General features: G+C 37.5%; 17 protein-coding genes. 6 read left to right on the forward strand and 11 right to left on the reverse strand.

Going from position 1 to position 21,111, the window contains the following annotated elements:
- Positions 1-24: 24 nt before the first annotated feature.
- Together uvrA and DHW03_RS07220 are read right to left on the reverse strand one after the other, a co-directional pair.
- Positions 25-2,934, reverse strand: coding sequence for an excinuclease ABC subunit UvrA (gene uvrA, locus DHW03_RS07215; RefSeq protein WP_109925105.1), 2,910 nt, complete (start codon positions 2,932-2,934; stop codon positions 25-27).
- 111 nt (positions 2,935-3,045) lie between these two features.
- Positions 3,046-4,014: a hypothetical protein gene (locus DHW03_RS07220; RefSeq protein ID WP_109925106.1), complete on the reverse strand. Its 969-nt coding sequence runs from the start codon at positions 4,012-4,014 to the stop codon at positions 3,046-3,048.
- Positions 4,015-4,145: 131 nt separating this feature from the next.
- Between DHW03_RS07220 and fic the strand changes: the two genes are divergently transcribed.
- Complete coding sequence (gene fic / locus DHW03_RS07225) at positions 4,146-4,694, forward strand: protein adenylyltransferase Fic (protein ID WP_109925966.1); 549 nt, start codon at positions 4,146-4,148, stop codon at positions 4,692-4,694.
- A gap of 36 nt (positions 4,695-4,730) precedes the next feature.
- On the opposite strand, the gene DHW03_RS07230 is transcribed toward fic, so the two are convergent.
- Both DHW03_RS07230 and DHW03_RS07235 read right to left on the reverse strand, forming a co-directional pair.
- The gene (locus DHW03_RS07230) at positions 4,731-5,777 is read right to left on the reverse strand and encodes a ferredoxin--NADP reductase (RefSeq protein WP_109925107.1); all 1,047 of its coding nucleotides are present in this window, start codon (positions 5,775-5,777) and stop codon (positions 4,731-4,733) included.
- Between the two features lie 308 nt (positions 5,778-6,085).
- Positions 6,086-6,856, reverse strand: a complete 771-nt coding sequence (locus tag DHW03_RS07235) for a lytic transglycosylase domain-containing protein (RefSeq protein ID WP_109925108.1) — start codon at positions 6,854-6,856, stop codon at positions 6,086-6,088.
- A 265-nt stretch (positions 6,857-7,121) separates the two neighbouring features.
- On the opposite strand from DHW03_RS07235, the gene DHW03_RS07240 reads away from it, so the two are divergent.
- Together DHW03_RS07240 and DHW03_RS07245 are read left to right on the forward strand one after the other, a co-directional pair.
- Positions 7,122-8,657 carry a pseudouridine synthase gene (locus tag DHW03_RS07240; RefSeq protein WP_109925109.1) on the forward strand — a complete coding sequence of 512 codons (1,536 nt, stop codon included), beginning with the start codon at positions 7,122-7,124 and terminating at the stop codon, positions 8,655-8,657.
- A 209-nt stretch (positions 8,658-8,866) separates the two neighbouring features.
- Entirely contained in the window at positions 8,867-9,979 is a 1,113-nt protein-coding gene (locus tag DHW03_RS07245) for a lactonase family protein (RefSeq protein WP_109925967.1), read from the forward strand.
- 710 nt (positions 9,980-10,689) lie between these two features.
- On the opposite strand, the gene DHW03_RS07250 is transcribed toward DHW03_RS07245, so the two are convergent.
- The 5 genes from DHW03_RS07250 to tilS form a co-directional block, all read right to left on the reverse strand.
- A complete protein-coding gene (locus tag DHW03_RS07250; protein WP_109925968.1) occupies positions 10,690-11,136 on the reverse strand; it encodes a KTSC domain-containing protein in 447 nt (148 codons plus the stop codon).
- A gap of 288 nt (positions 11,137-11,424) precedes the next feature.
- Positions 11,425-12,567, reverse strand: coding sequence for an N-acetyl-alpha-D-glucosaminyl L-malate synthase BshA (gene bshA / locus DHW03_RS07255; protein ID WP_109925110.1), 1,143 nt, complete (start codon positions 12,565-12,567; stop codon positions 11,425-11,427).
- 105 nt (positions 12,568-12,672) lie between these two features.
- Positions 12,673-13,083, reverse strand: coding sequence for a GxxExxY protein (locus DHW03_RS07260; protein ID WP_109925111.1), 411 nt, complete (start codon positions 13,081-13,083; stop codon positions 12,673-12,675).
- A gap of 249 nt (positions 13,084-13,332) precedes the next feature.
- Positions 13,333-13,824, reverse strand: coding sequence for a hypothetical protein (locus DHW03_RS07265; protein WP_109925112.1), 492 nt, complete (start codon positions 13,822-13,824; stop codon positions 13,333-13,335).
- Positions 13,825-15,156 (reverse strand): tRNA lysidine(34) synthetase TilS, encoded by a 1,332-nt coding sequence (gene tilS / locus DHW03_RS07270; RefSeq protein ID WP_109925113.1) that lies wholly within the window; start codon positions 15,154-15,156, stop codon positions 13,825-13,827. It abuts the gene before it with no gap.
- Positions 15,157-15,220: 64 nt separating this feature from the next.
- On the opposite strand from tilS, the gene DHW03_RS07275 reads away from it, so the two are divergent.
- Positions 15,221-17,536 (forward strand): OstA-like protein, encoded by a 2,316-nt coding sequence (locus tag DHW03_RS07275; protein WP_109925114.1) that lies wholly within the window; start codon positions 15,221-15,223, stop codon positions 17,534-17,536.
- A 185-nt stretch (positions 17,537-17,721) separates the two neighbouring features.
- Here the strand turns inward: DHW03_RS07275 and DHW03_RS07285 are convergent, their stop codons facing one another.
- Together DHW03_RS07285 and DHW03_RS07290 are read right to left on the reverse strand one after the other, a co-directional pair.
- Entirely contained in the window at positions 17,722-18,300 is a 579-nt protein-coding gene (locus DHW03_RS07285) for a non-canonical purine NTP diphosphatase (protein WP_109925116.1), read from the reverse strand.
- Between the two features lie 37 nt (positions 18,301-18,337).
- The gene (locus DHW03_RS07290; protein WP_109925117.1) at positions 18,338-18,991 is read right to left on the reverse strand and encodes a hypothetical protein; all 654 of its coding nucleotides are present in this window, start codon (positions 18,989-18,991) and stop codon (positions 18,338-18,340) included.
- A 104-nt stretch (positions 18,992-19,095) separates the two neighbouring features.
- On the opposite strand from DHW03_RS07290, the gene DHW03_RS07295 reads away from it, so the two are divergent.
- Both DHW03_RS07295 and DHW03_RS07300 read left to right on the forward strand, forming a co-directional pair.
- Complete coding sequence (locus tag DHW03_RS07295) at positions 19,096-19,683, forward strand: hypothetical protein (RefSeq protein WP_165825382.1); 588 nt, start codon at positions 19,096-19,098, stop codon at positions 19,681-19,683.
- Positions 19,684-19,743: 60 nt separating this feature from the next.
- Positions 19,744-21,108: a peptidylprolyl isomerase gene (locus tag DHW03_RS07300; RefSeq protein WP_109925118.1), complete on the forward strand. Its 1,365-nt coding sequence runs from the start codon at positions 19,744-19,746 to the stop codon at positions 21,106-21,108.
- Positions 21,109-21,111: the final 3 nt, after the last annotated feature.

A 21,111-nucleotide genomic window follows, 5' to 3' on the forward strand; every position in this document is an offset into this window, starting at 1 on the left:
TCAATTTAAACAGGTTAGGCTGATCTATTTCACAACCTTTTTTGCCTTTTTAGGTTTTTTATCGCTTACTTTTTCCTCTTCGGGAGCTGGATGAAGTTGCATTTCTTTTTTCAGGAATTTTCCTGTTAAGCTTATCGGATTTTGGATTAAACCCTCTGGCGTGCCTTCAAAAAGAATTCTTCCACCGCCTGCGCCGCCTTCTTCTCCCAAATCAATTACCCAATCGGCCACTTTAACCACATCCAAATTATGCTCGATAACCAAAATGGTGTTCCCTTTTTCAACCAACTCTTGCAATACGCCCAAAAGCACATTGATATCTTCAAAATGAAGGCCTGTTGTAGGCTCATCTAAAATATAGAAGGTTTTGCCTGTATCTTTTTTAGAAAGTTCTGTAGCCAACTTAACACGTTGTGCCTCTCCCCCAGATAAAGTAACTGAAGACTGCCCCAAGGTGATGTAGCCTAAACCTACATCCTTTAAAGTTTTAATTTTACGATAGATGATCGGGATGTTTTCAAAGAAAACACAAGCATCTTCAATGCTCAAATCTAAAACGTCACTAATTGATTTTCCACGGAAACGGACTTCTAAAGTCTCTCGATTGTATCTTTTACCGCCACATTCTTCGCAGCGCACCTGCACATCGGGTAAGAAATTCATCTCAATAACTTTCATTCCGCCGCCTTGGCAAGTTTCACATCTACCACCTTTTACATTAAAAGAGAACCGACCAGGTTTATAGCCCCGGATTTTCGCCTCAGGCAATTGAACAAATAGGTTTCTAATGTCTGAGAAAACACCTGTATAAGTTGATGGATTTGAACGTGGAGTTCGACCAATTGGTGCCTGATCAATTTCGATAACCTTATCAATCTCTTTTAAGCCAGTAATTTTCTCGTACGGAAGTGGTGTTTTTTTCGCTCTAAAAAAATGATGATTCAAAATTGGATATAAAGTCTCGGTAATCAAACTCGATTTACCTGAACCAGACACACCCGTTACGGCGATAAATTTACCAAGTGGAAAATCTACAGAAACTTCTTTTAAATTGTGACCTGTAGCTTTGGTGATGGATAATTTATGTCCATTACCTTTTCTACGCACCTTTGGAGTTTCAATACTTCTCTTTCCGTTTAGGTAATCGGCCGTTAAAGTTTTCGATTTCAGAATTTGGCTTGCTGTACCCTCAGCAACGATTTGTCCGCCATGAATGCCTGCACCAGGACCAACATCAATAACCCAGTCGGCTTCCAAAATCATATCCTTATCGTGCTCTACCACCAAAACGGTGTTCCCCAAATCCCGAAGATTTTTTAAAGCATTGATTAACCGCTCGTTATCACGTTGGTGCAAGCCAATACTTGGCTCGTCTAAAATGTACATTACATTCATCAACTGCGAACCAATTTGGGTTGCCAAACGGATGCGTTGTGCCTCGCCCCCAGAAAGTGTTCGTGCGGTTCTATCTAAAGTTAAATAAGTTAAACCCACATCCGTTAAGAAACCGATTCGCGCTCTTATCTCTTTTAAAATTTCTTTGGCAATGATATTTTGGCGCTCAGAAAGTCGCTCATCTACTTTCTCAAACCAAGTATGTAAATTGGTAATGTCCATGGAGGCCAGATCGAAAATATTTTTTCCATCAACCTTAAAATGTAAGCTTTCTTTTTTTAATCGGGCACCATGACACTCTGGACAGGTTTTCAATTTTCGGAAAGCCTCCATATCATCCACCGCACTTTCCGATCTTTTCTCGTTCTGCTCTTCCAACATTTTAATGATTCCATCAAAAGTAATGTTGTAATTCTGAACGTTCCATTTATTATATTCTACCTCAACTTTAATTAAATCTTGAGAACCATTGAGGATAATATCTATCACTTCGTCGCTCAGTTTTTCAATTGGAGTGGATAAAGAGAAGCTATATTTTTTTGCTAAAGCCTTTAAAACCTGAAACATCCAGGTATCGCGGTACTCGCCAAGTGGCGCCAAACCTCCGTTTAAAATGCTCAGTTTTGGATTCGGCATAACCGATTCCTTGTCCACTACAAAAATATAACCCAAACCATCACAACGTTCGCAGGCACCGTAAGGCGAATTGAATGAAAAGCTGTTGGGCTGAGGCTCATCGTATGAAATACCAGTGGTTGGGCACATTAAAAATTTACTAAAATGGGCTACGTTATTATCTTTATCGCTAATTTTAATTACGCCCTTTCCCATTTTCATGGCCGTTTGCACGGAATCTAAAAGTCGTTTTTTGTCTTTATCATCAACAATCAAGCGATCGATAACAACTTCAATATCATGGATTTTATAACGATCTACCTGCATTTTGGCGGTAATGTCCTTAATTTCTCCATCCACACGAACCTTTACATAACCTTGTTTTCTAATTTGCTCAAAAAGCTCGCGGTAGTGCCCTTTTCTTCCTTTAACAACAGGCGCCAGAATATTTACAGCAGCTCCATCAAATTTGTTAAAGATGTTTTGCAGAATTTGGTCTTCACTCATGCGCTCCATTTTCTCGCCAGTATTGTACGAGTATGCATCGGCAACACGGGCGTAAAGCAAACGCATAAAATCGTAAATTTCGGTAATGGTACCTACCGTAGAACGTGGGTTTTTACTCGTTGTTTTTTGCTCAATGGCAATAACAGGACTTAAGCCAGAAACTTTATCAACATCTGGGCGTTCCATACCACCCATAAATTGCCTGCTGTAGGCGCTAAACGTTTCCATGTATCTACGCTGACCTTCGGCATAGATGGTATCAAAAGCCAGAGAAGATTTCCCGCTACCACTTAAACCAGTAATTACAACCAGCTGGTTTCGAGGGAAACTCACATCAATATTTTTTAAATTATGTACCCTTGCGCCGTAAACTTCTACTTCTTTCTGCTCCCCAAGGTCGATAGATTTTTTGCTCATATTTTATTGAAAATTGGATGGAATTTTAGCTCAAAACAGGCCCAAATTCCAATCTGCAAAAATGCTAAAAATTTTATCAAAAAGAAAGTGTAATTCAATCTGTATTCAGGTTTAATTGTCATAATGTCTACTTCTATTTCTCAGGAAACCAGAGGACAAACCAAAACGCATATACCCATAATGATCTTGAAAATAGATATTGTAATTATCCTCCCCATAATAGCCAACCGCAGCCATTAAGAATACATTATTCATAAACGGAAGGCTGTAATTAAAGTTTACTTCTGCGTTTAGCCGCTTGCCAATATTCACGATATTTTTTGATGGAATTTGGTTTACCGCATAAGACAGTTCTGTATTTAAACGCCAGGTTTCTTTTTCGGTTTTAACTTTTGGTTTGTTTCGTGCATTTTTTTCAACTTCATCGTACTTTCTCCAAGAGAAATTGTAGAGGACTCTTGTAAAGCCGAAACCTAAATCGAGTGCTGGCTCATAACGAAAAAACTTAAACCATTGCAAACCAATACGTTGATTAAATGAATAATAGCTCCCATTTGCGTTGAAGGCAGTTAAATGGCCAAAACGATATGATGCTGTTAAATAGTTAGCATTGAAATTCCCAGATATGGTATTTACAGAGCCATCGGGATTGATTGCGGCTTGATCTTGTCCGTTAGAATGGTGCGTGAAAGCCAGTTCGGCATATTTGTAATTTTCTGGGTTTGCATTAAGTCTGGCATATAAAACACCCCCAAGGCGATAGCTTGGAGTACGCACACCCGCAGAAAATTCGTTTCGAACACGCACGGTAAAATCAGGAATAATGGAAAAAGCAACGGGCGATTTATAGGTACCCAACAACATATAGGTTGTGGTTAACCTTCCGTTTATTACATACTTCGTAGGTGCCCCAATTTCTCCTGCCGGAGCCGTGTAAGATAAATCTGAATTTTCTTTATAAAGATTAATGTATTCCTTATTGGCAAACGCTCTTTTTGTGACGACAGAATCTAAATTATTTTGCGCAAGAACCGGCAACGTAAGGACTGTAACTACTAAAAACAATAAAGATTTTTTCATGCTTACATTAACGTTGATTCGCAAACAACAGTTTTATGTTTTTAGGAAATATTTATAGCCTCAATTTTGTAGGGAAACATTTTTATATTTACAATTCAACAAAGAATCATCATCAACGAATTAGAACAAATATGCAAAACATAAATAAAATAAGTTTTGAAAACGCGTTTCGTTTGTTTGAATCAGATGACATTAATAAAATCGATGTTGGCACAACGAAGGGTTTACAGCAAATCCACCAATATCTTTTTAACGGTTTGTATAATTTCGCTGGGCAAATACGCGTAAAAAATATATCAAAAGGCGGATTTAGATTTGCAACAACATTATATCTAAAAGAAATTTTAGAAAAAATTGAGCAAATGCCAGAAAACAATTTCGAAGAAATTATTGCCAAATATGTTGAGATGAATATAGCTCACCCTTTCATGGATGGCAATGGCAGAACCATGCGCATCTGGTTGGACATGATTTTAAAGAAAAGTCTCAAAAAAGTAATCGATTGGCAGCATGTAGATAAAACACTTTATTTACAAGGGATGGAAAGAAGCCCGATTAACGATTTGGAATTGAGAACTTTATTGGGCGCTAATCTAACTAATGACATCAACAATAGGGAAATCATTTTTAAAGGGATAGAGCAATCTTATTATTATGAGGGATACACGAAAGAAGACTAACTAAGTTCTCTATCACTTCCCGAGCTGGTAGATAATTTAAATCCACTCTATCGTTGTTCCATTTTCTGTAGGATGACCCGTACAAGCCAAAACTCTCCCCCGCTCCAACTCATCATCCGTTAGCACCTCATTGTAATCCATCCGAACGCTGCCTTTTGTGCAATTGGCTACACAAGTGCTGCAAACACCACCACGACAACTGTAGGGAAGTTTGATTTTGTGTTCAAGCGCTACATCCAATATGCGTTTAGGCCAAGGCACATCAAGGTTGTAAACTTCGCCCTTAAAATTTAAAACAACCGAATAGGTGTTCTTATCCACCACCTTTTCCGAGCTGTCGTCTTCATCTACCTCATCTTCAGGCAGAACGAAAGTTTCTCGTTTAATTTGAGAAATGTCAAAGCCCATTCCCAGTAATGTAATTCTGCATAGGTCCATGTAGATAATTGGCCCACAGGTATAAAAGAGCGCCTCCGTACGCTCAAATTTCAAATATTCCTTAAGAATTTTTTCTATGTAAAACTTATTGAGTCTGGCTGTGAGCAAATTTTTACTGTTGCTAAAAATCCAGATGATGTTTAATCGATTGGGGTATTCTGCTTGCCATTTTGTAAGTTCATCATAAAACAAGGCATCCTCCTTTGATCGGTTGCTGTAAACCAAGGTAATGATAGATTGTTCTTCGGCAACCAGAGCGGTTTTTAAAATGGAGAATAAAGGAGTTATCCCTACGCCAGCGGCAAACAAGAACAAATCACGATGAACATCCTTATTTGGGCGATAACTGAAAATACCTTGTGGCTCCAAAGCGGAAAGCACATCGCCTACTCCCGTTTTATGATGAAGAAACCGAGAAATTTCCCCATTCTCTACCCTTTTAACCGTAATGGCAAGTGGTTCGTTAACATCTGGTGAGCTATTAAATGAATACGATCTTCTAATTTCTTTGTGTTTACCCTCGAAAACTAACGAAACAAACTGTCCGGCTAAATATGTTGGGTAAGGCGTTCCAATTTCTTCAAACTGAAAAGTTAAGTTATCCCCAGGTTGATTAATAATTTTATCGATTCGCAATTTGAACATGTACAAAGAAAAGGATTAAAGGGGAAAGGGCAAAGACTAAAGGGGAAAGACTAAAGGGGAAAGGGCAAAGACCAAAGGGGAAAGACTAAAGCGGAAAGCACAAAGGAGAAAGACTAAAGTGGAAAGACTAAAGCGGAAAGACCAAAGGGGAAAGACTAAAGGAGAAAGAAACTTTTGTATTCTTTTGTTTCTTTTGTGGTAAAAAAACACGTTAAACTTAGAAATAAACAAAATTCGAGCGTGTAAAAAAAAGCGTCCAAACTTTACGTTAGGACGCCTTACCAAATGCTTTGTCTTTATTTTAATTGTTATTCAGCGTTGTAGGCCAATAACTGTTTCGGTTTATCGTAACCGTAACGTACAGGGTGCTCCATAATCTGTTTCATGGAAATTAATTTATAAACGTAGCCACCCGTTTCGCGGTTCAGCTTCATTTTATAGTAATTATCCTGATTTTGATTATTGATTTGCTTGCGAAGTCGGCCGTCGCCAACATTGTATGCCGCAGCAACCAATGTCCAGCTTTCTAAACCTTTATACATTTCTTTAATGTATTTGCAAGCTGCGATAGTTGATTTACGCAGATTGTAACGATCGTCTCTACCACCGCCAACTTTTAATCCGTACATACGGGCAGTACCTGGCATAAATTGCCAAATTCCGGCTGCGCCTTTTGGAGAAACTCCGCCTTGCATACCCGATTCTACCAGTGCAACGTATTTAAAATCGTTTGGAATTCCATAAGCTGCCAAAATAGGTTCGATAATTGGAAACCATTCTGCTGCTTTTCTATGTAAACGATGGGTTTGCAGGTTATCATAAGAATGTGCTGCAAGGATTTTTTTCATTTTACGTTCAACTCTTTTATCGCCTAAAGGCAAGGTTTCTTTCGCAAAATTTAACTGGGCCATTAAAGAAACAGGTTCTACTTTTGAGCTTACAGTTGGGGGTATTGTAGTGTTTAATTTTTCTTCTTTTAAAAGACTTTTTTGTGCTAAGGGCATTTGGTAAGCGAACACTTTTGCCATCATAAATAATGCTGCCATTACTACAAATGGTACTATGTGTTTCTTTAACATCTTCCTCCTTTTTTTGGTGAACTTATATAAAAACGTTGGCAAAGGTAAAAAATAATAAGCACATTATCAAATAGTTACGAATTTAGGCTCGAAAATCAGTCTCTAAAGTGCTTTAAACGTGGATTTTAAATTTTGATTTTAACTCCGAATTTTCTATTTTAGAGGCTATTTTTTGACTCAATTTTTAAGCGCTCAATAATTGTATTGTTCATCAATTTTGCCTAAATTTGCAACCCGCATTTTAGGATGTGATTAAAAGCGTATCATGATAAATAAAAACAACAGGAACAGTCGGGATGACAAGTCCAAACCGGGCAGCCGGAAAACAGAAGGCAGAAGCAGTTCTGCTGGGTCTGACAGAAAAAGATCAGACGAAAAAGACAGTAAATTCAAAAAATCATCCGACTCAAGAGAAGGCTTCAGACCTAGAAGCTCAGACAACAAAGATTTCAAATCAAAATCATTCGGAGACCGAAAAGATTCAAGACCAAGAACCAGCGGACGTGACTTCAAATCGAAAGATGAAGAACCGAAAGGCTTTAAATTTGGTGATCGTGAATTCAAATCAAGAGATTCAAATTCAAAACCAGAAGAACGTAGTTACAAGCCAAGAGAAGGTGGATCGAGAGATTATAAACCAAGAACTGGCGAGAGAGATTTTAAATCAAGAGAAGGCGGATCTAGGGACTACAAGCCGAGAACAGGAGATAGAGATTTTAAATCGAGAGATGCTAAAAGTGGAGATCGCGATTTTAAACCGAGAACAGGAGATAGGGATTTTAAACCAAGAGAAGGTGGATCAAGAGATTACAAACCAAGAACGGGAGAACGCGATTTTAAATCTAAGGATGGAGATTCGAGAGATTTTAAACCGAGAACAGGTGGATACAAAGATTTCAAATCAAGAGGAAAATCAGACGACTTTAAGCCAAGCGCTGGAAGCTCAAGAGATGTAAAACCTAGAGAGGGTGCCGATAGCAGACCTTTTAGAAATCGTGAAGAAAACCAACCAAGAGATACTGAGTTCAATCGCCCAGAAAGAACTGTAATTGCTCCAGGTCGTAGATCAACAAATGAAGATAAAGGCCTAATCCGCCTAAATAGATATATTTCAAATGCAGGTATTTGCTCTCGCCGCAAGGCAGATGAATTAATTGCTGCCGGCATTATTACCGTAAATGGCGAAGCCGTTACAGAATTAGGGCATAAGGTTGACCCAGCAAAAGATTTAGTACGCTATAACGGCGAACTGCTTAAACGCGAGAAAAAGGTTTATGTGTTATTAAATAAACCTAAAGATTACATCACTACTACGGATGACCCACAAGAACGCCGTACGGTTATGCAATTGGTTGATAAAGCCAGCCGCGAACGCATTTATCCAGTTGGCCGGTTAGATCGTAACACTACAGGTTTATTGCTAATGACCAACGATGGAGATTTAGCCGATAAACTATCCCATCCGAAAAACGGAATCACCAAAATTTATAATATTGAATTAGATAAATCTTTATCGCAAGGTGATTTGAATAAAATTGCTTTCGGTTTAGAACTAGAAGATGGTTTGATTAAACCGGATAACATTTCTTATGTTACAGGCGGTACCAAAAAAGAAATTGGCATTCAAATCCACAGCGGTAAGAACAGAATTGTTCGCCGTATTTTCGAACACTTGGGCTACACAGTAGAAAAACTCGATCGTGTTGTTTATGGCAACCTAACTAAAAAGGATTTACCAAGAGGAAGATGGCGCTATCTTGAAGAGCATGAGCTGATTCAGATTAAGCATCTAATTAAATAAAACACAAGGGGCAATCAATTGATTAGCCCCTTTTTTATACCCATTCAACTCAGCTATGAATGATATGCTTGTTAAACGAGATTTGGCTATACCTTAAATAGTTGTAACGAGCCTAGTCAAATTGTTTTTGGTAAGTGCCATCTCCTTTAAAAAATAATTTATTTAACGCTGATGTTTTTCCCATATTTGCTATTCAGCAACAAGTATTTATGAAAAAGTATTTCTTAACCCTACTCACCTTAACCTTATCTGCATTGGCATTTTCGCAACAAAGTAACTATAACCTGCTCATCGGCACCTACACTAGCGGAGGTAAAAGCGAGGGGATTTATGCTTATAATTTCAACACGCAAACTGCGAAAACGAAATTGAAAACCGTAACTAAAGGTGTGGAAAACCCTAGTTATCTGGCAATTTCGCCAGATGGGAAATTTGCTTATGCCGTTAATGAAACCGGAAATGCAAGCTCCGTTAGCGCATTCAAATACAATCCTGTTTCTGGCGCATTAATTTTTTTAAACAAGGTAAATAGTGAAGGCAATGACCCCTGCTACATTACAGTAGATGATAAAAATGTAATTGTTGCGAATTATAGCGGTGGTAGTTTGGCGGTATTTAATCGCAAAGCAGATGGCTCAATAACGGATGCCGTTCAGGTAATTAAACACAGTGGGAAAAGCATCGATCCAAAAGGAAGGCAAGAATCTGCTCATGTTCACATGACTAAATTTACCCCAGATCATCAATATTTAATATCCAATGATTTGGGCGAGGATCAGGTTTACATTTACAAATATAACCCAGCAAATAAAACAGACATTTTGAGTTTAAAAAATGTGCTTAAAACAAATGCTGGAACGGGTCCGAGACACATCACCTTCTCTCCTAACGGAAAATTTGCTTATTTGGCTCACGAATTTAATGGGTCTGTAACCGCTTTCTCATACTCCAGCGGAAGCTTGAAAAAGATTCAGGAGATTGGAACCGTTGCAAAAAATTTTGAAGGGAAAATAGATGGTGCAGATATTCATGTTTCGGCAGATGGCAAATTTCTCTATGAAAGCAACCGCGGGGATGCAAATACAATAACCGTATTTTCCATTTCACCGAAAGGCCTACTGAAACTTGTAGAGCGGGTAAGTACTTTGGGAAAAGGGCCGAGGAATTTTTCTATTGACCCAAGCGGAAGGTTTTTATTAGTGGCACATCAATATACGGATGAAGTTGTCATCTTCAATCGAAATAAACTAACAGGGAGATTAACAGACAGCGGAGAAAGAATTAAGGTGGGCGCCCCCGTTTGCTTAGTTTTTACTAGATAAGATAAATTCTAGTTAGAGTTGTTAATTCGCAGTAAATCGAAGGATTGGAGGTGATGTCGAACAGATCTTCTACATTCGTTCTCACCTATACGAAACAATTACAACTATTTTGTGGTACGTGGAGACACGTACCATGGCCGCTGAACGTAGCTACAGGCATCCAAGCAAAAAAAATCCTAATCAGAATATTTTCAAATGAACTGCCTTGGTTCGTGGCTTCACGAAACAATAAACACATTCTCGCCTTGTACTCCGTCAAGAGCCATACCATACCTGCTTACTACAGCAAACTGCATTTACCCAAACCATTGCAGTGGTCGGAATATTTTCAATTCCAATGTAAAAGACCTGCTTTTTTGAGCAGGTCTTTCAAATATTTTAAGCGGTTTCAGCCACTCTAGCTACATTTCTATACGGAAATTCGCTACAATTATTTTCACTTTGTGGTAGGTGGAGACACGTACCATGGCCGCTGAAGGTAGCTACAGGCATCCAAGCAAAAAAATCCTGATCAGAATAATTTTCAAATGAACCGCCTTGGTTCGTGTCTTCACGAAACAATAAAAACATTCTCGCCTTGTACTACATCGAGATACATACCATACCGCCTTACTACAGCAAACTGCATTTACCCAAACCATTGCAGTGGTCGGAGTATTTTCAATTCCAATAAAAAAGACCTGCTTTTTTGAGCAGGTCTTTCAAATATTTTAAGCTGTTTCAGCCACTCTAGCAACATTTCTATACGGAAATTCGCTAAAAATATGCCTTCTGGCAAAACGGCCTGGCGAATCTGCATTCACTAATTTCACATAAATCGCTCTCGGAACATCGAAGTATTCATAGCTGCTTCCATCAAAAAAAGTAACATTAAGTACTTGCTGTTTAAATTCGAAATCCTGAATGTTAGAATTGGTAATGGTTTGAGTATAAGTCTCAAGATTTTGTTCACGGGTTTCTGGTGCAATGCTCACTAAAAAATGATATGCCTCGATGATCTCTTTACTTCTTGCTTCTGCATCCAAACGCTCTTCTTCTTGCTGAAATTTATCTGGGTGACAGTCTTTCATCAATGTGCGGTAAACTGTTTTAAGCTCTTTTAGTTCAGCATTTTTATCAACGTTCAAAAGCTTTCTGTAATCAACTATTTTCTTCATCTGGCAATCTTTTTTTTTAATTTGATGATCAGATTGCAATTGTTATGTGCTCATAATGAGCTCACAATCTTTTCAAGGCCGCAAAGATACGATTTATAATCATTTGATTTTGAGAAAGTTTCAAATTTAATATTATGGTAATGTGGCATCTATTTTTAAAATAAAAGATGCCATATCATAATTCATCTGGCCTTTGAGGTTGCCAAATTATATTCTTGTAAACGATTAACTTTGTTGCTAAAATTACTTTTGATTAATGAAACTGCCTGTTTATGAATTCGATAACTTTTAATATCCTGGCTGAAGTGATTTTTCGATAACCTGCTTATAATATTCAACGTAAGATGGTAAAATCTTCTTCAAATCGAAATCTTTAGCTCTTTCATAAGCATTGTCTTTAAATTGCTTAAGCGTTTCGTCGTCTTTTAGTATTTCTATCGCATGCGCTGCCATTCCATCCACATCGCCAACATCATCTAAAAATCCACAGAACCCATGAACGTTAAGTTCTGGCAAACCACCTGCATTGGTGGAAATAACTGGAACTTTACAAGCCATTGCCTCTAAAGCTGCTAGTCCGAAACTTTCTGATTCAGATGGAATTAAAAATAAATCAGATACGGATAGAATTTCTTCAATTGCATCTTGCTTACCCAGAAAGCGAACACTATCGCAAATATTTAAGGTACGGCAAAGTTGTTCATCGTAAGCACGCTCTGGCCCATCTCCTACCATTAATAATTTGGAAGGAATTACAGATTGTACTTTTTCGAAAATTCTAATTACATCGGCAGTTCTTTTCACCTTACGGAAATTACTGGTATGAATTAAAATTCGTTCGTTGTTGGGCGCTATCGCTTTCTTAAAGTGATCTTTAGCTTGTAAACTAAAACGGTTAAAATCTATAAAATTTGGTATAACCTTTATGTCTTTTGTGATTTCAAAGTGGTTATACGTATCATCTTTCAAATCTTGAGATACGGTTGTTACGCCATCACTTTGATTTATAGAAAAGGTAACAACAGGTTTGTAGGTTGGGTCTTTCCCCACCAAGGTGATGTCTGTTCCGTGTAAGGTAGTAACCACGGGAATGTGAATGCCGTAACTTGCGAGGATCTGTTTTGCCATAAAAGCCGCAGATGCATGTGGAATAGCATAATGCACATGCAAAACATCCAGTTGCTCAAAACGTACAACATCTACCAATTTACTCGCCAACGCCGATTCGTAGGGCGCGTAATCAAACAAAGGATAGTCTCTAACCGACACTTCATGATAAAATAAGTTGGCGGAGAAAAAATCTAACCGGGCAGGTTGGCTATAGGTAATAAAGTGAACTTGGTGACCTTCGTTAGCAAGTGCCTTACCAAGTTCTGTTGCAACTACTCCACTACCGCCAAAGGTGGGGTAGCAAACAATTCCTATCTTCATTTATAAATGTATTGTTGTTACGCAAATGTAGCCCATTTATATCTAATTTACGTGTAAGGCAATTGCAATAAAAACCATGATGGATTTGGATTGAAAAAACTTTAATCAACAGATATTTTCTTCCATCAATAAAACTTGTTTGAATTGAAGTATTTCTTCATAAAAATTGATGGTTAAACCCAATTTTGGTTTTGTTACAACAAGTTGTTCAAGTACATCAACATAGCCATTCTTCAATCTTTCTGGTATGGATCTTACCTCAACTATGATTTGATCGTCAATTACAAAATCTGCAGAAAATTGTTGATCCATAATCAACCCGTTAAAGTTTAAGCCAAATCTCTTTTCTCTCTCAAAAGACATTCTTCTTGATTTTAATCGCTTGCTAAATGCTTCTTTGTAGGAAGAGTCGTCGAAACCACTGCCTAGAGATTTGTGCACGTCCATCGCAATTTCTATAATCTCATTGCAAGCCGCACTTAAGGGATATCGATTGAGTGATGTTTGATGTAACATTGCCTGATTAATTGTGTTGTGAGATTAATAAAGAATTTTCACATATCCTTAGGCTATAAGGTTGAGCAAATACAGAGAGCGGTGCTAAAACTGAGATTAGGATAACGATCAAGTTCTTAATATAATCCAACTGCAGATTACAATTCAATTAATATGCCTGTTAAAAAAAGGCTTTTAACAACAACATTAGATGGGTGGGATTACTACGGGAATTAATTTGTAGAAATTCGGGGAAATATAACCCCGTTGTTATGATTTTAAATTCCTCATTTCTTCTTTGATTACCAAAAACAATTCATTCGGGCGTTGTGTGCCAATGAAATATTCTAATCCATCTCGATCTGTTAAAACCACTGCATCTTTACCTGAGGAGTAAAAGCGGATGGTACCTTTGGTATGGAGATTATAAACGGGGTTATTAAAAAAATATCGACTATAGGTGGCTTTTCGAACATCAACAATACTGTTTAAGTCTATTTTAACACGCTTAGTTGTCCATAAACCATCTAAGATTAAACTCTTGTTATCCACCACAATTTTGTATTGTATAAGGAAAAGCAACAGCATTGAAACGCCGATAATTCCGAAACCGACAACCAAAAATAAATCTTGCGTATTGTCTCGGTCGCGTTCATAAACATAGGCAGCAAAGCAAAAGGCCGCCATAATAAGCCTAATGAAAATGCGAACATAATCACGACCAATGTATTGTTTTTCGATATACGCGTATCTGCTTTCCACTTAATTTATTTTGAGTTCGAATATAGCAACTTTTTTTGTTGTGGCTGTTAATTTATAACGGTTATCCTGACGCATTCCGGCAATCCAAACCACATCGCCATTTCCGTTTATTAAAATGGGCGTACTTGTTTTTAAATGAAGTGGTACTTTTTCATCAATAAAAAAATCACTCACCTTCTTAAAATTCCTCATTCCCAAGGGAATAAACTTATCTCCATTTTGCCAATTTCTAAGAATTAAAGGATAGATTAGTTTATTTAAATCTACAAAGGCTTTTTGCTTATTCGACTCATATTTTAACTCCTCTGTAAAAGTTTGCGCAATTTGGAGCGCTCCGAAACTGATGGTTTTTGTAACGGGGTGAAAGAATTGATTTTCAATAACATCGGCATGTTTTTCTACTATTACCAGGTTATTTCTATTAATAATGGCTTGATGACTTGCACTAAAAAATTGTGTACCGCTAAGGCTTTTCAAACTAGAAATTACCTCGGCAATCAGGCTTTCTGTAAATCCGTAGGGCTTTAAGAGTTCGAACAAAAGTAATTTCTGCGGGTTCAATTTTGCGATTTTATGTAAGGAAATGTAAATTCCATCGCCTTTTTTTACCACAATTTTTTCTTCTATTTTTTTAACTCTTAAGGCTAAAAACTGCTCTATCTCTGCAAATCGAGCAATATTTTCAGTAAAGGTTTTTTCCAGGTTAGGATTAATTTCCTGAAGATGCGGAACCACTTCCAATCTAATTTTATTACGGGTATAGTTGGTGCTTAAATTTGAACTGTCTTCAACATAGCTGATATCATTTTCATCAACCAATTGGTCAATTTCTTGGCGATTTAAGAATAGCATGGGCCTGATTAATCGCGCTCGCTTTGGTAAAATGCCATGCAAGCCGCTTATTCCAGTTCCTCGTGTTAAATTAATCAATACGGTTTCTACAGCATCGTTTTGGTGCTGGGCTAGCGCAATGAAATCGTAGTTTTCCTCGTTTCTAATTTCTTCAAACCATTGGTAACGCAATGAACGGGCAGCCATTTGGGTTGAAACTTTATTTTCTTGGGCATATTTTTTTGTATCAAATTGCGTTACATAAAAAGGCAAGTTTAGGCTGGCGGCTAGCATCTTTACAAAATTCTCGTCTCGCTGTGCTTCATCTGCCCTTAAATTGAAATTACAATGCGCTACGCCTACTTCAACTCCAATTGCTTTAAAAAGATGCAACATTAATACCGAATCTTTACCGCCACTTACGGCCAAAAGAATTCTGTTACCTGGGCTAAAAAGCTTATTTTGGTCAATAAAATCTTGAAATTGCGTTAAAGGTAACATCCCCAAAAATATTTAATTTTAACTGGTATTCCGAACGTTCGGAACAAAAAACTAACTTTGTAGAGTGCAAAAAATATTTGTCTTTTTATTTTTATTGATTTGCCCCGCAATTTTATTCGGTCAGCAAAAAGCTTCAATTATTAAAATCGTATCCTTCGAGCAAATCACAGGCGCTCCAAAAGCAAAGGTGTCTTATCTGCGGAAGCCGGTTTTCCAACAAGATAATGCTACTTTAAGTTGCGATAGTGCTGTGTATTATAGCGAACGAAACTACTTTGAAGCCTACAATAACGTACATATTACTCAGCTCACCACCAACATTTATTCTGATCAGCTTCAGTATGACGGTAATAAAAAACATGCGCATTTAACCGGAAATGTTAGAATGGAGGATCCCACCTCTATTTTAACAACCAACATTCTGGATTACAATACTTTAAGCAAAATCGGAACCTATACCAGCGGCGGTAAAATCGTCAATCAGCAGGTTACGCTTACCAGTAAAAATGGTTACTATTTTAGCACCAGCAGCGATGCCTACTTCAGGTACAATGTTGTGGTGGTTACTCCTCAGGTAGTCATTAAATCGGATACACTTCGCTACAACACCCAAACCAAATGGACTTATTTTTATGGCCCAACAAATATTAAAGGTAAAGACGATAATCTCTACACCGAAAATGGCGCCTATAACACCATGACGGAAGATGCTTACTTCGGAAAGAAAAATCTATACACACAAGGTACTCGATCGTTAAAAGGCGACAGCTTATACTATTTTGGTAAAATTGGTTATGGTAAGGCTGTTAAAAACATTGTCTTTTCAGATTCGAAAGATAAGCTCAAAATGTTTGGCGATTTAGGCTACTACTACAAAAAAGATCAGCGGACTTTAGTAACCAGAAATGCTTATTTGGGTATTGGAACGGAAGATTCCATTATGGTGAAAAACAAGAAAAAACCCGATAGTTTGTGGCTCGGGGCCGACACGCTTGAAACCCAAATGGTTTTACAAAAAACTTTGAAATTAATTCCAAAAATTTCGATTAAGGCCGATAACCAAGTTGGAGAAGATGATGAAGATGGGGGAGCAAAGGATAAGAAATCGACCGGAAAAGATAAAATTGCCCCACAAAAACGCGGCAACGCGCCAGATAAATCTAGCCAAGTTGATAAGGCTATCGATCCAAAAAGTACCAGAAAAAATAGAAAGGGAAGTAAATCAGACGATCTTAAAGCTGTGCCCGACAGCTTGAAATTGAAGAGCGATTCGCTTTCCAAGTCTTTATCCATTAAAGCAGATAGTTCACTTACCGCCACCATTTTAAAGACAAAGGCAGATTCGATTGCGAAAACCTTGCCCAAAATTAAAACAGACAGTTTACAGAAGAAAATTGTTGCCAAAGCTGCGGCAATTTCGAAAACGCTGCCAAAAGGCAATGTAGATAGCGTGGCCAAAACCGTTAATAAGCAAGCCCTAAAAAATGGAGTAAATTCTGTGCTGTCCAAATTAAAAACAGATAGTTTAAAAAATGATACGGCTAAGTTTAATCCAGCAGATACGGTGCAGGCTAGGGTGATTAGGGCTTACCACGGCGTAAAAATTTTCAAAAGTAATATCCAAGCTAAAACGGATAGTCTTTTCTACACCAGTGCAGACTCAACCTTACGCTGTTTTATCAATCCAATAATCTGGTCTGAAGGTTCTCAACAAATTGGCGATACCATTTATGTGCAGTTTAAAAAGAATAAGCTGAATAATCTTCAAGCCATTCGCAATGCGTTTTTAGTAAACACGCCTAAAGATTCACTTCGTTTTAATCAAATAAAGGGACGTTTAATGACTGGATTTTTTAGCGATGGCAAACTTAAAAACCTGTACGTTGATGGAAATGCAGAAAGTATTTATTACACGCAAGATGACAGTACAAAGGTTTACAAAGAGATGAATCAGACGCTGAGCAGTCGGATTAAGTTTATTTTTAAGGATAATGATATTGATGATATTGTTTACATAAAAGGCGTAGAAGGTGCCCTTAATCCTGAGGTTAAAGTTGCTAAAGACAATGTACTGAAAGGCTTTTCTTGGAAACCTACTGAAAGACCAAAATCAAAAAAAGATGCCATTGGCTCATCAGGCAAGGCTAAGCCAAAACCAAAGGCGAAACCTAAAGCTCCGCTTGCAAGTAATACGAAAGCTATAAAAGCTCCATCGCCGATAGCAACACCTGCTCAAGAAGTTTTAAAGAATGATTTAATTAAAAAAGCAGAAGCAACTAAACAGACGTTAAAAATCGATAGTTCTAAGCTTGACATTAAGCCTATCTTACCCAAGAAAGATTCTTTAGAGAAAATACTGAAAGGGATTGATAAACAATAAGGTACTGGCTTTTCTTCCTAATCATAGAAAGTGGGCCTGCCTTTTGGTTGTTTTTTTTCCGCTCAACCGCTGTGGTACCTGCCCCACTTACGAGCATACGAGAGATATGTTATTGTTTCGTGAAGAGGCGGATCAAGGCAATGGTTTGAGTAAAGAGCCTAAATAGCAAAGGAAATGTACGGAATTTAATGAGTTTCCTTTAAAAAATCAATCATCTTGGCAAGTGCAATTGCTCTATGACTGATTCTATTCTTTTCATCCATACTCATTTCCGCAAAGGTGATGTCATATCCGTTTGGCTGGAAAATAGGATCGTAACCAAAGCCCATTTTACCACTTAACTCCTCTCGAATGGTTCCTTCTACAAGCCCTTCAAATAAATGATTTTTACCATTTTGCATTAAAGAGATTACCGTTTTAAACCTGGCCTTACGATTGCTATTCCCTTCAAGTTTTTCTAAAACCAGATTCATGTTTTCTAAACTGTCTCTACTGCCTGAGTATCGTGCAGAATAAACGCCAGGCTCATTGTTTAAAGCCTCAATTTCTAAACCACTGTCGTCAGCAAAGCAATCTAAGTTATAATGTGCTACCACGTAACTGCTTTTAAGGGTGGCATTCCCGGCAAAGGTGCCGGAGGTTTCTGGGATATCCGCAAAACAGCCAATATCCTCCAAATTTAAAACTTCATATTGTCCTTTTAGGGCAGAACGGATTTCTTCTGTTTTATGTTGATTGTTTGTTGCAAAAACAAGTTTTTTCATTGAATTGAATTTCGAAGGCTTCAATTTACTATTGATGTTATTTTAATTTTTTAAGGTGTGTCCAAAGGGATATTTTGGCCTCTTGGTCAATTTCAAGATCATCAAGGTTTGGCGCAAAGATAAGCTTAGTAGATTGGTGTTGGATAATTTCATTCTGCCAAGTAACATTCAACTTTAGGCTATCGGCATTTACGCCGAAGGAAAGCATCACCTGTGGCTTAAAAAACTGATGAAGAGTTGTAAAATCGGCACCGAGATGATTTGCATAATTAACGAGGGCAAAATCTGGCGTTGTAAGTTCGATGGCCTTTACAATTTTACGAAGCAAATCTCTACCCCGTTCGGTACTCACATCGTTCAATGTATCGTGAACCAAAATTAAAACTGATTTTTGATTTCCGCCTAAATATTTGAACACTATTGGTGTAGCAGGCTCTTCCACAATCTGCGGTAAATCAGCAGGTTTGGGGTAATCTTTGGGCTCACTAGATGGGATATTATCCTTAATTACAGGATTTTGGACTGGCTCCGGTGATGGTTTGGCTGCATTTATAGGAGTGGATTCTTCTATAAAAACAGGCTTTTGGATAACTTCAGGCGCTATATTCACACTGTTATCTTCAACCAGAAAAACATCTTCAGTAAAAAATAAACGTAAAGCGTTCTCATTGTTGGTAACCTGGTTTTCCATTCGTATTTTTGCAGTATAATAATATCTGTTAAAATTAGTTAAATATCTTATAATAGCGTCGCTAATTGTTACTTTTATCCCTTAAAATTTACAGATTCCTCTACGTGAGAAAAGCTTGCTGTGTTATCGTTTTTAGCTTTATTTACAGCCTATCGTTTGGGCAAAACGTTGCTGTTATAAATGGCAAACCTTTAAGTAGCAAAGAGTTTCTATGGGCCTATAAAAAAAGCCATAATGGAAGCACCACAGCCGATTTTAACAGCTTGGCAGCTTATTTGAATTTGTATGTGAACTTTAAATTGAAGGTTTTAGATGCTCGCGAGATGGGGTTGGATAAAAACCCGAGCTATCAAGAAGAAATTAAAACTTATGAAACGGCGCTCTCTACCCATAAAAAGGTAAGTAACAGTGGAAAAGAGCATGATTATTTGGTAAATGAATATAGAGAAGGTGTTTTGATGTTTAATGTTTCTGAGCAGAAAATTTGGAGTAAAGCACAGGATGATGAACAGGCGATAATCGATTTTTACAATAAGAACCAACAAAACTACAATAAACCTTTAGGCGAGGTAAAAGGCCAAGTAATTGCCGATTACCAACAATCATTGGAAGAAAATTGGCTAAAGAGCCTAAAACAAAAGTATCAGATCAAAATTAACGATAACGAATTGAGGAAACTGGCAAAACAGTAAATTGATGCATATCCTAAAATCTGATCAATAATATTAAATTTGCATAATACATTAAATAGAATGAAGAAAGTTTTTTTAGTAGCAACCGCTTTAATTTGCTTGTTTTTGAATAGTTATGCCCAGCCGGGGAAGCATAACATCGATAAAGTTGCTGCTGTAGTGGGTAATAACATTATCTTACTCTCAGATTTAAATCAACAATACACGCAATATCTGTATCAAGGAAATCCAGCTAATCCAGAAATTAAGTGCAAAATTTTACAAAATACCTTAACCCAAAAATTACTTAAACAACAAGCAGAGATTGACTCTGTTATGGTTGAAGATGGGCAGGTAGATGATGAGGTGAATAAAAGAATGCGTTATAGCATGCAACGTGCTGGTGGACAAGAGCGTTTAGAGCAATTCTTAAATAAATCTCTGCTCCAATATAAAGACGAGATCAGACCATCTGTAAAAGATGAACTTATTGCACAAAAAATGCAGGCAAAAATTACAGAAAACATTAACGTTACGCCAATGGAAGTAGAAAAGTATTTCAAAACGCTTGGCGATAGCATTCCAGAATTTAATACTGAAGTTGAAGTTGGTGAAGTAATCTTAAATCCTCAATTAACACGTGCTGAAAAACAGAGGTTTCGCGATAAAATTGAAGCCTTACGTTTAAGGGTAAAAGGTGGCGATGATTTTGGCGTTTTGGCTAAAACTTATTCAGAAGATCCAGGATCATCTGCTGATGGTGGCGATTTAGGTTTCTTTGATCGAAGCACTATGGCAAAAGAATTTACGGCTTGGGCTTTTAAACTTAAAGCGGGCGAAATGTCGCCAGTTTTCGAAACCGAATTTGGATTCCATATCTTACAAGTAATTGAGCGCCGTGGAGAGCAGGTGCATGCACGCCATATTTTAATCAGACCGGCTACCACTCCAGAAAGTTTGGTGCGACTAAAATCACATGCCGACAGTATTTACAACAACTTAATGGCAAAAAAGATCTCATTTGCTGCTGCCGCAAACTTATATTCGGATAATAAAGAAACTAAATTTAATGGTGGTATGATGCTTAATGCCGAAAACGTACAAGCAAGAAGTACTTTTATCCCGGTTGATAAGTTAGACCCTACTGTGTTTTTAGTAATTGATACCATGAAGGTTGGTGGCATAGCCAAACCAGATTTATTCTCTTCTCCAGATGGAAAACAAGGATATCGTATTTTATATTTGAAATCCAAAATTCCACCGCATAAAGCCAACTTAGCTCAAGATTTTCCAAAAATCAGAGATGCCGCACAAAGTGATAAAATTAATCGTACTTTAAGCGAGTGGTTTGAAAAACGTCGTGAAAGCACTTACATTAAAATTGACGACGAATTTAATACCTGCGATGAATTAAAAATTTGGACTAAAACTACAGCCGCAAAATAACAC

Origin of the sequence: Pedobacter yonginensis, from assembly GCF_003173595.1 — a bacterium.
Taxonomy (GTDB): Bacteria; Bacteroidota; Bacteroidia; order Sphingobacteriales; family Sphingobacteriaceae; genus Pedobacter; species Pedobacter yonginense.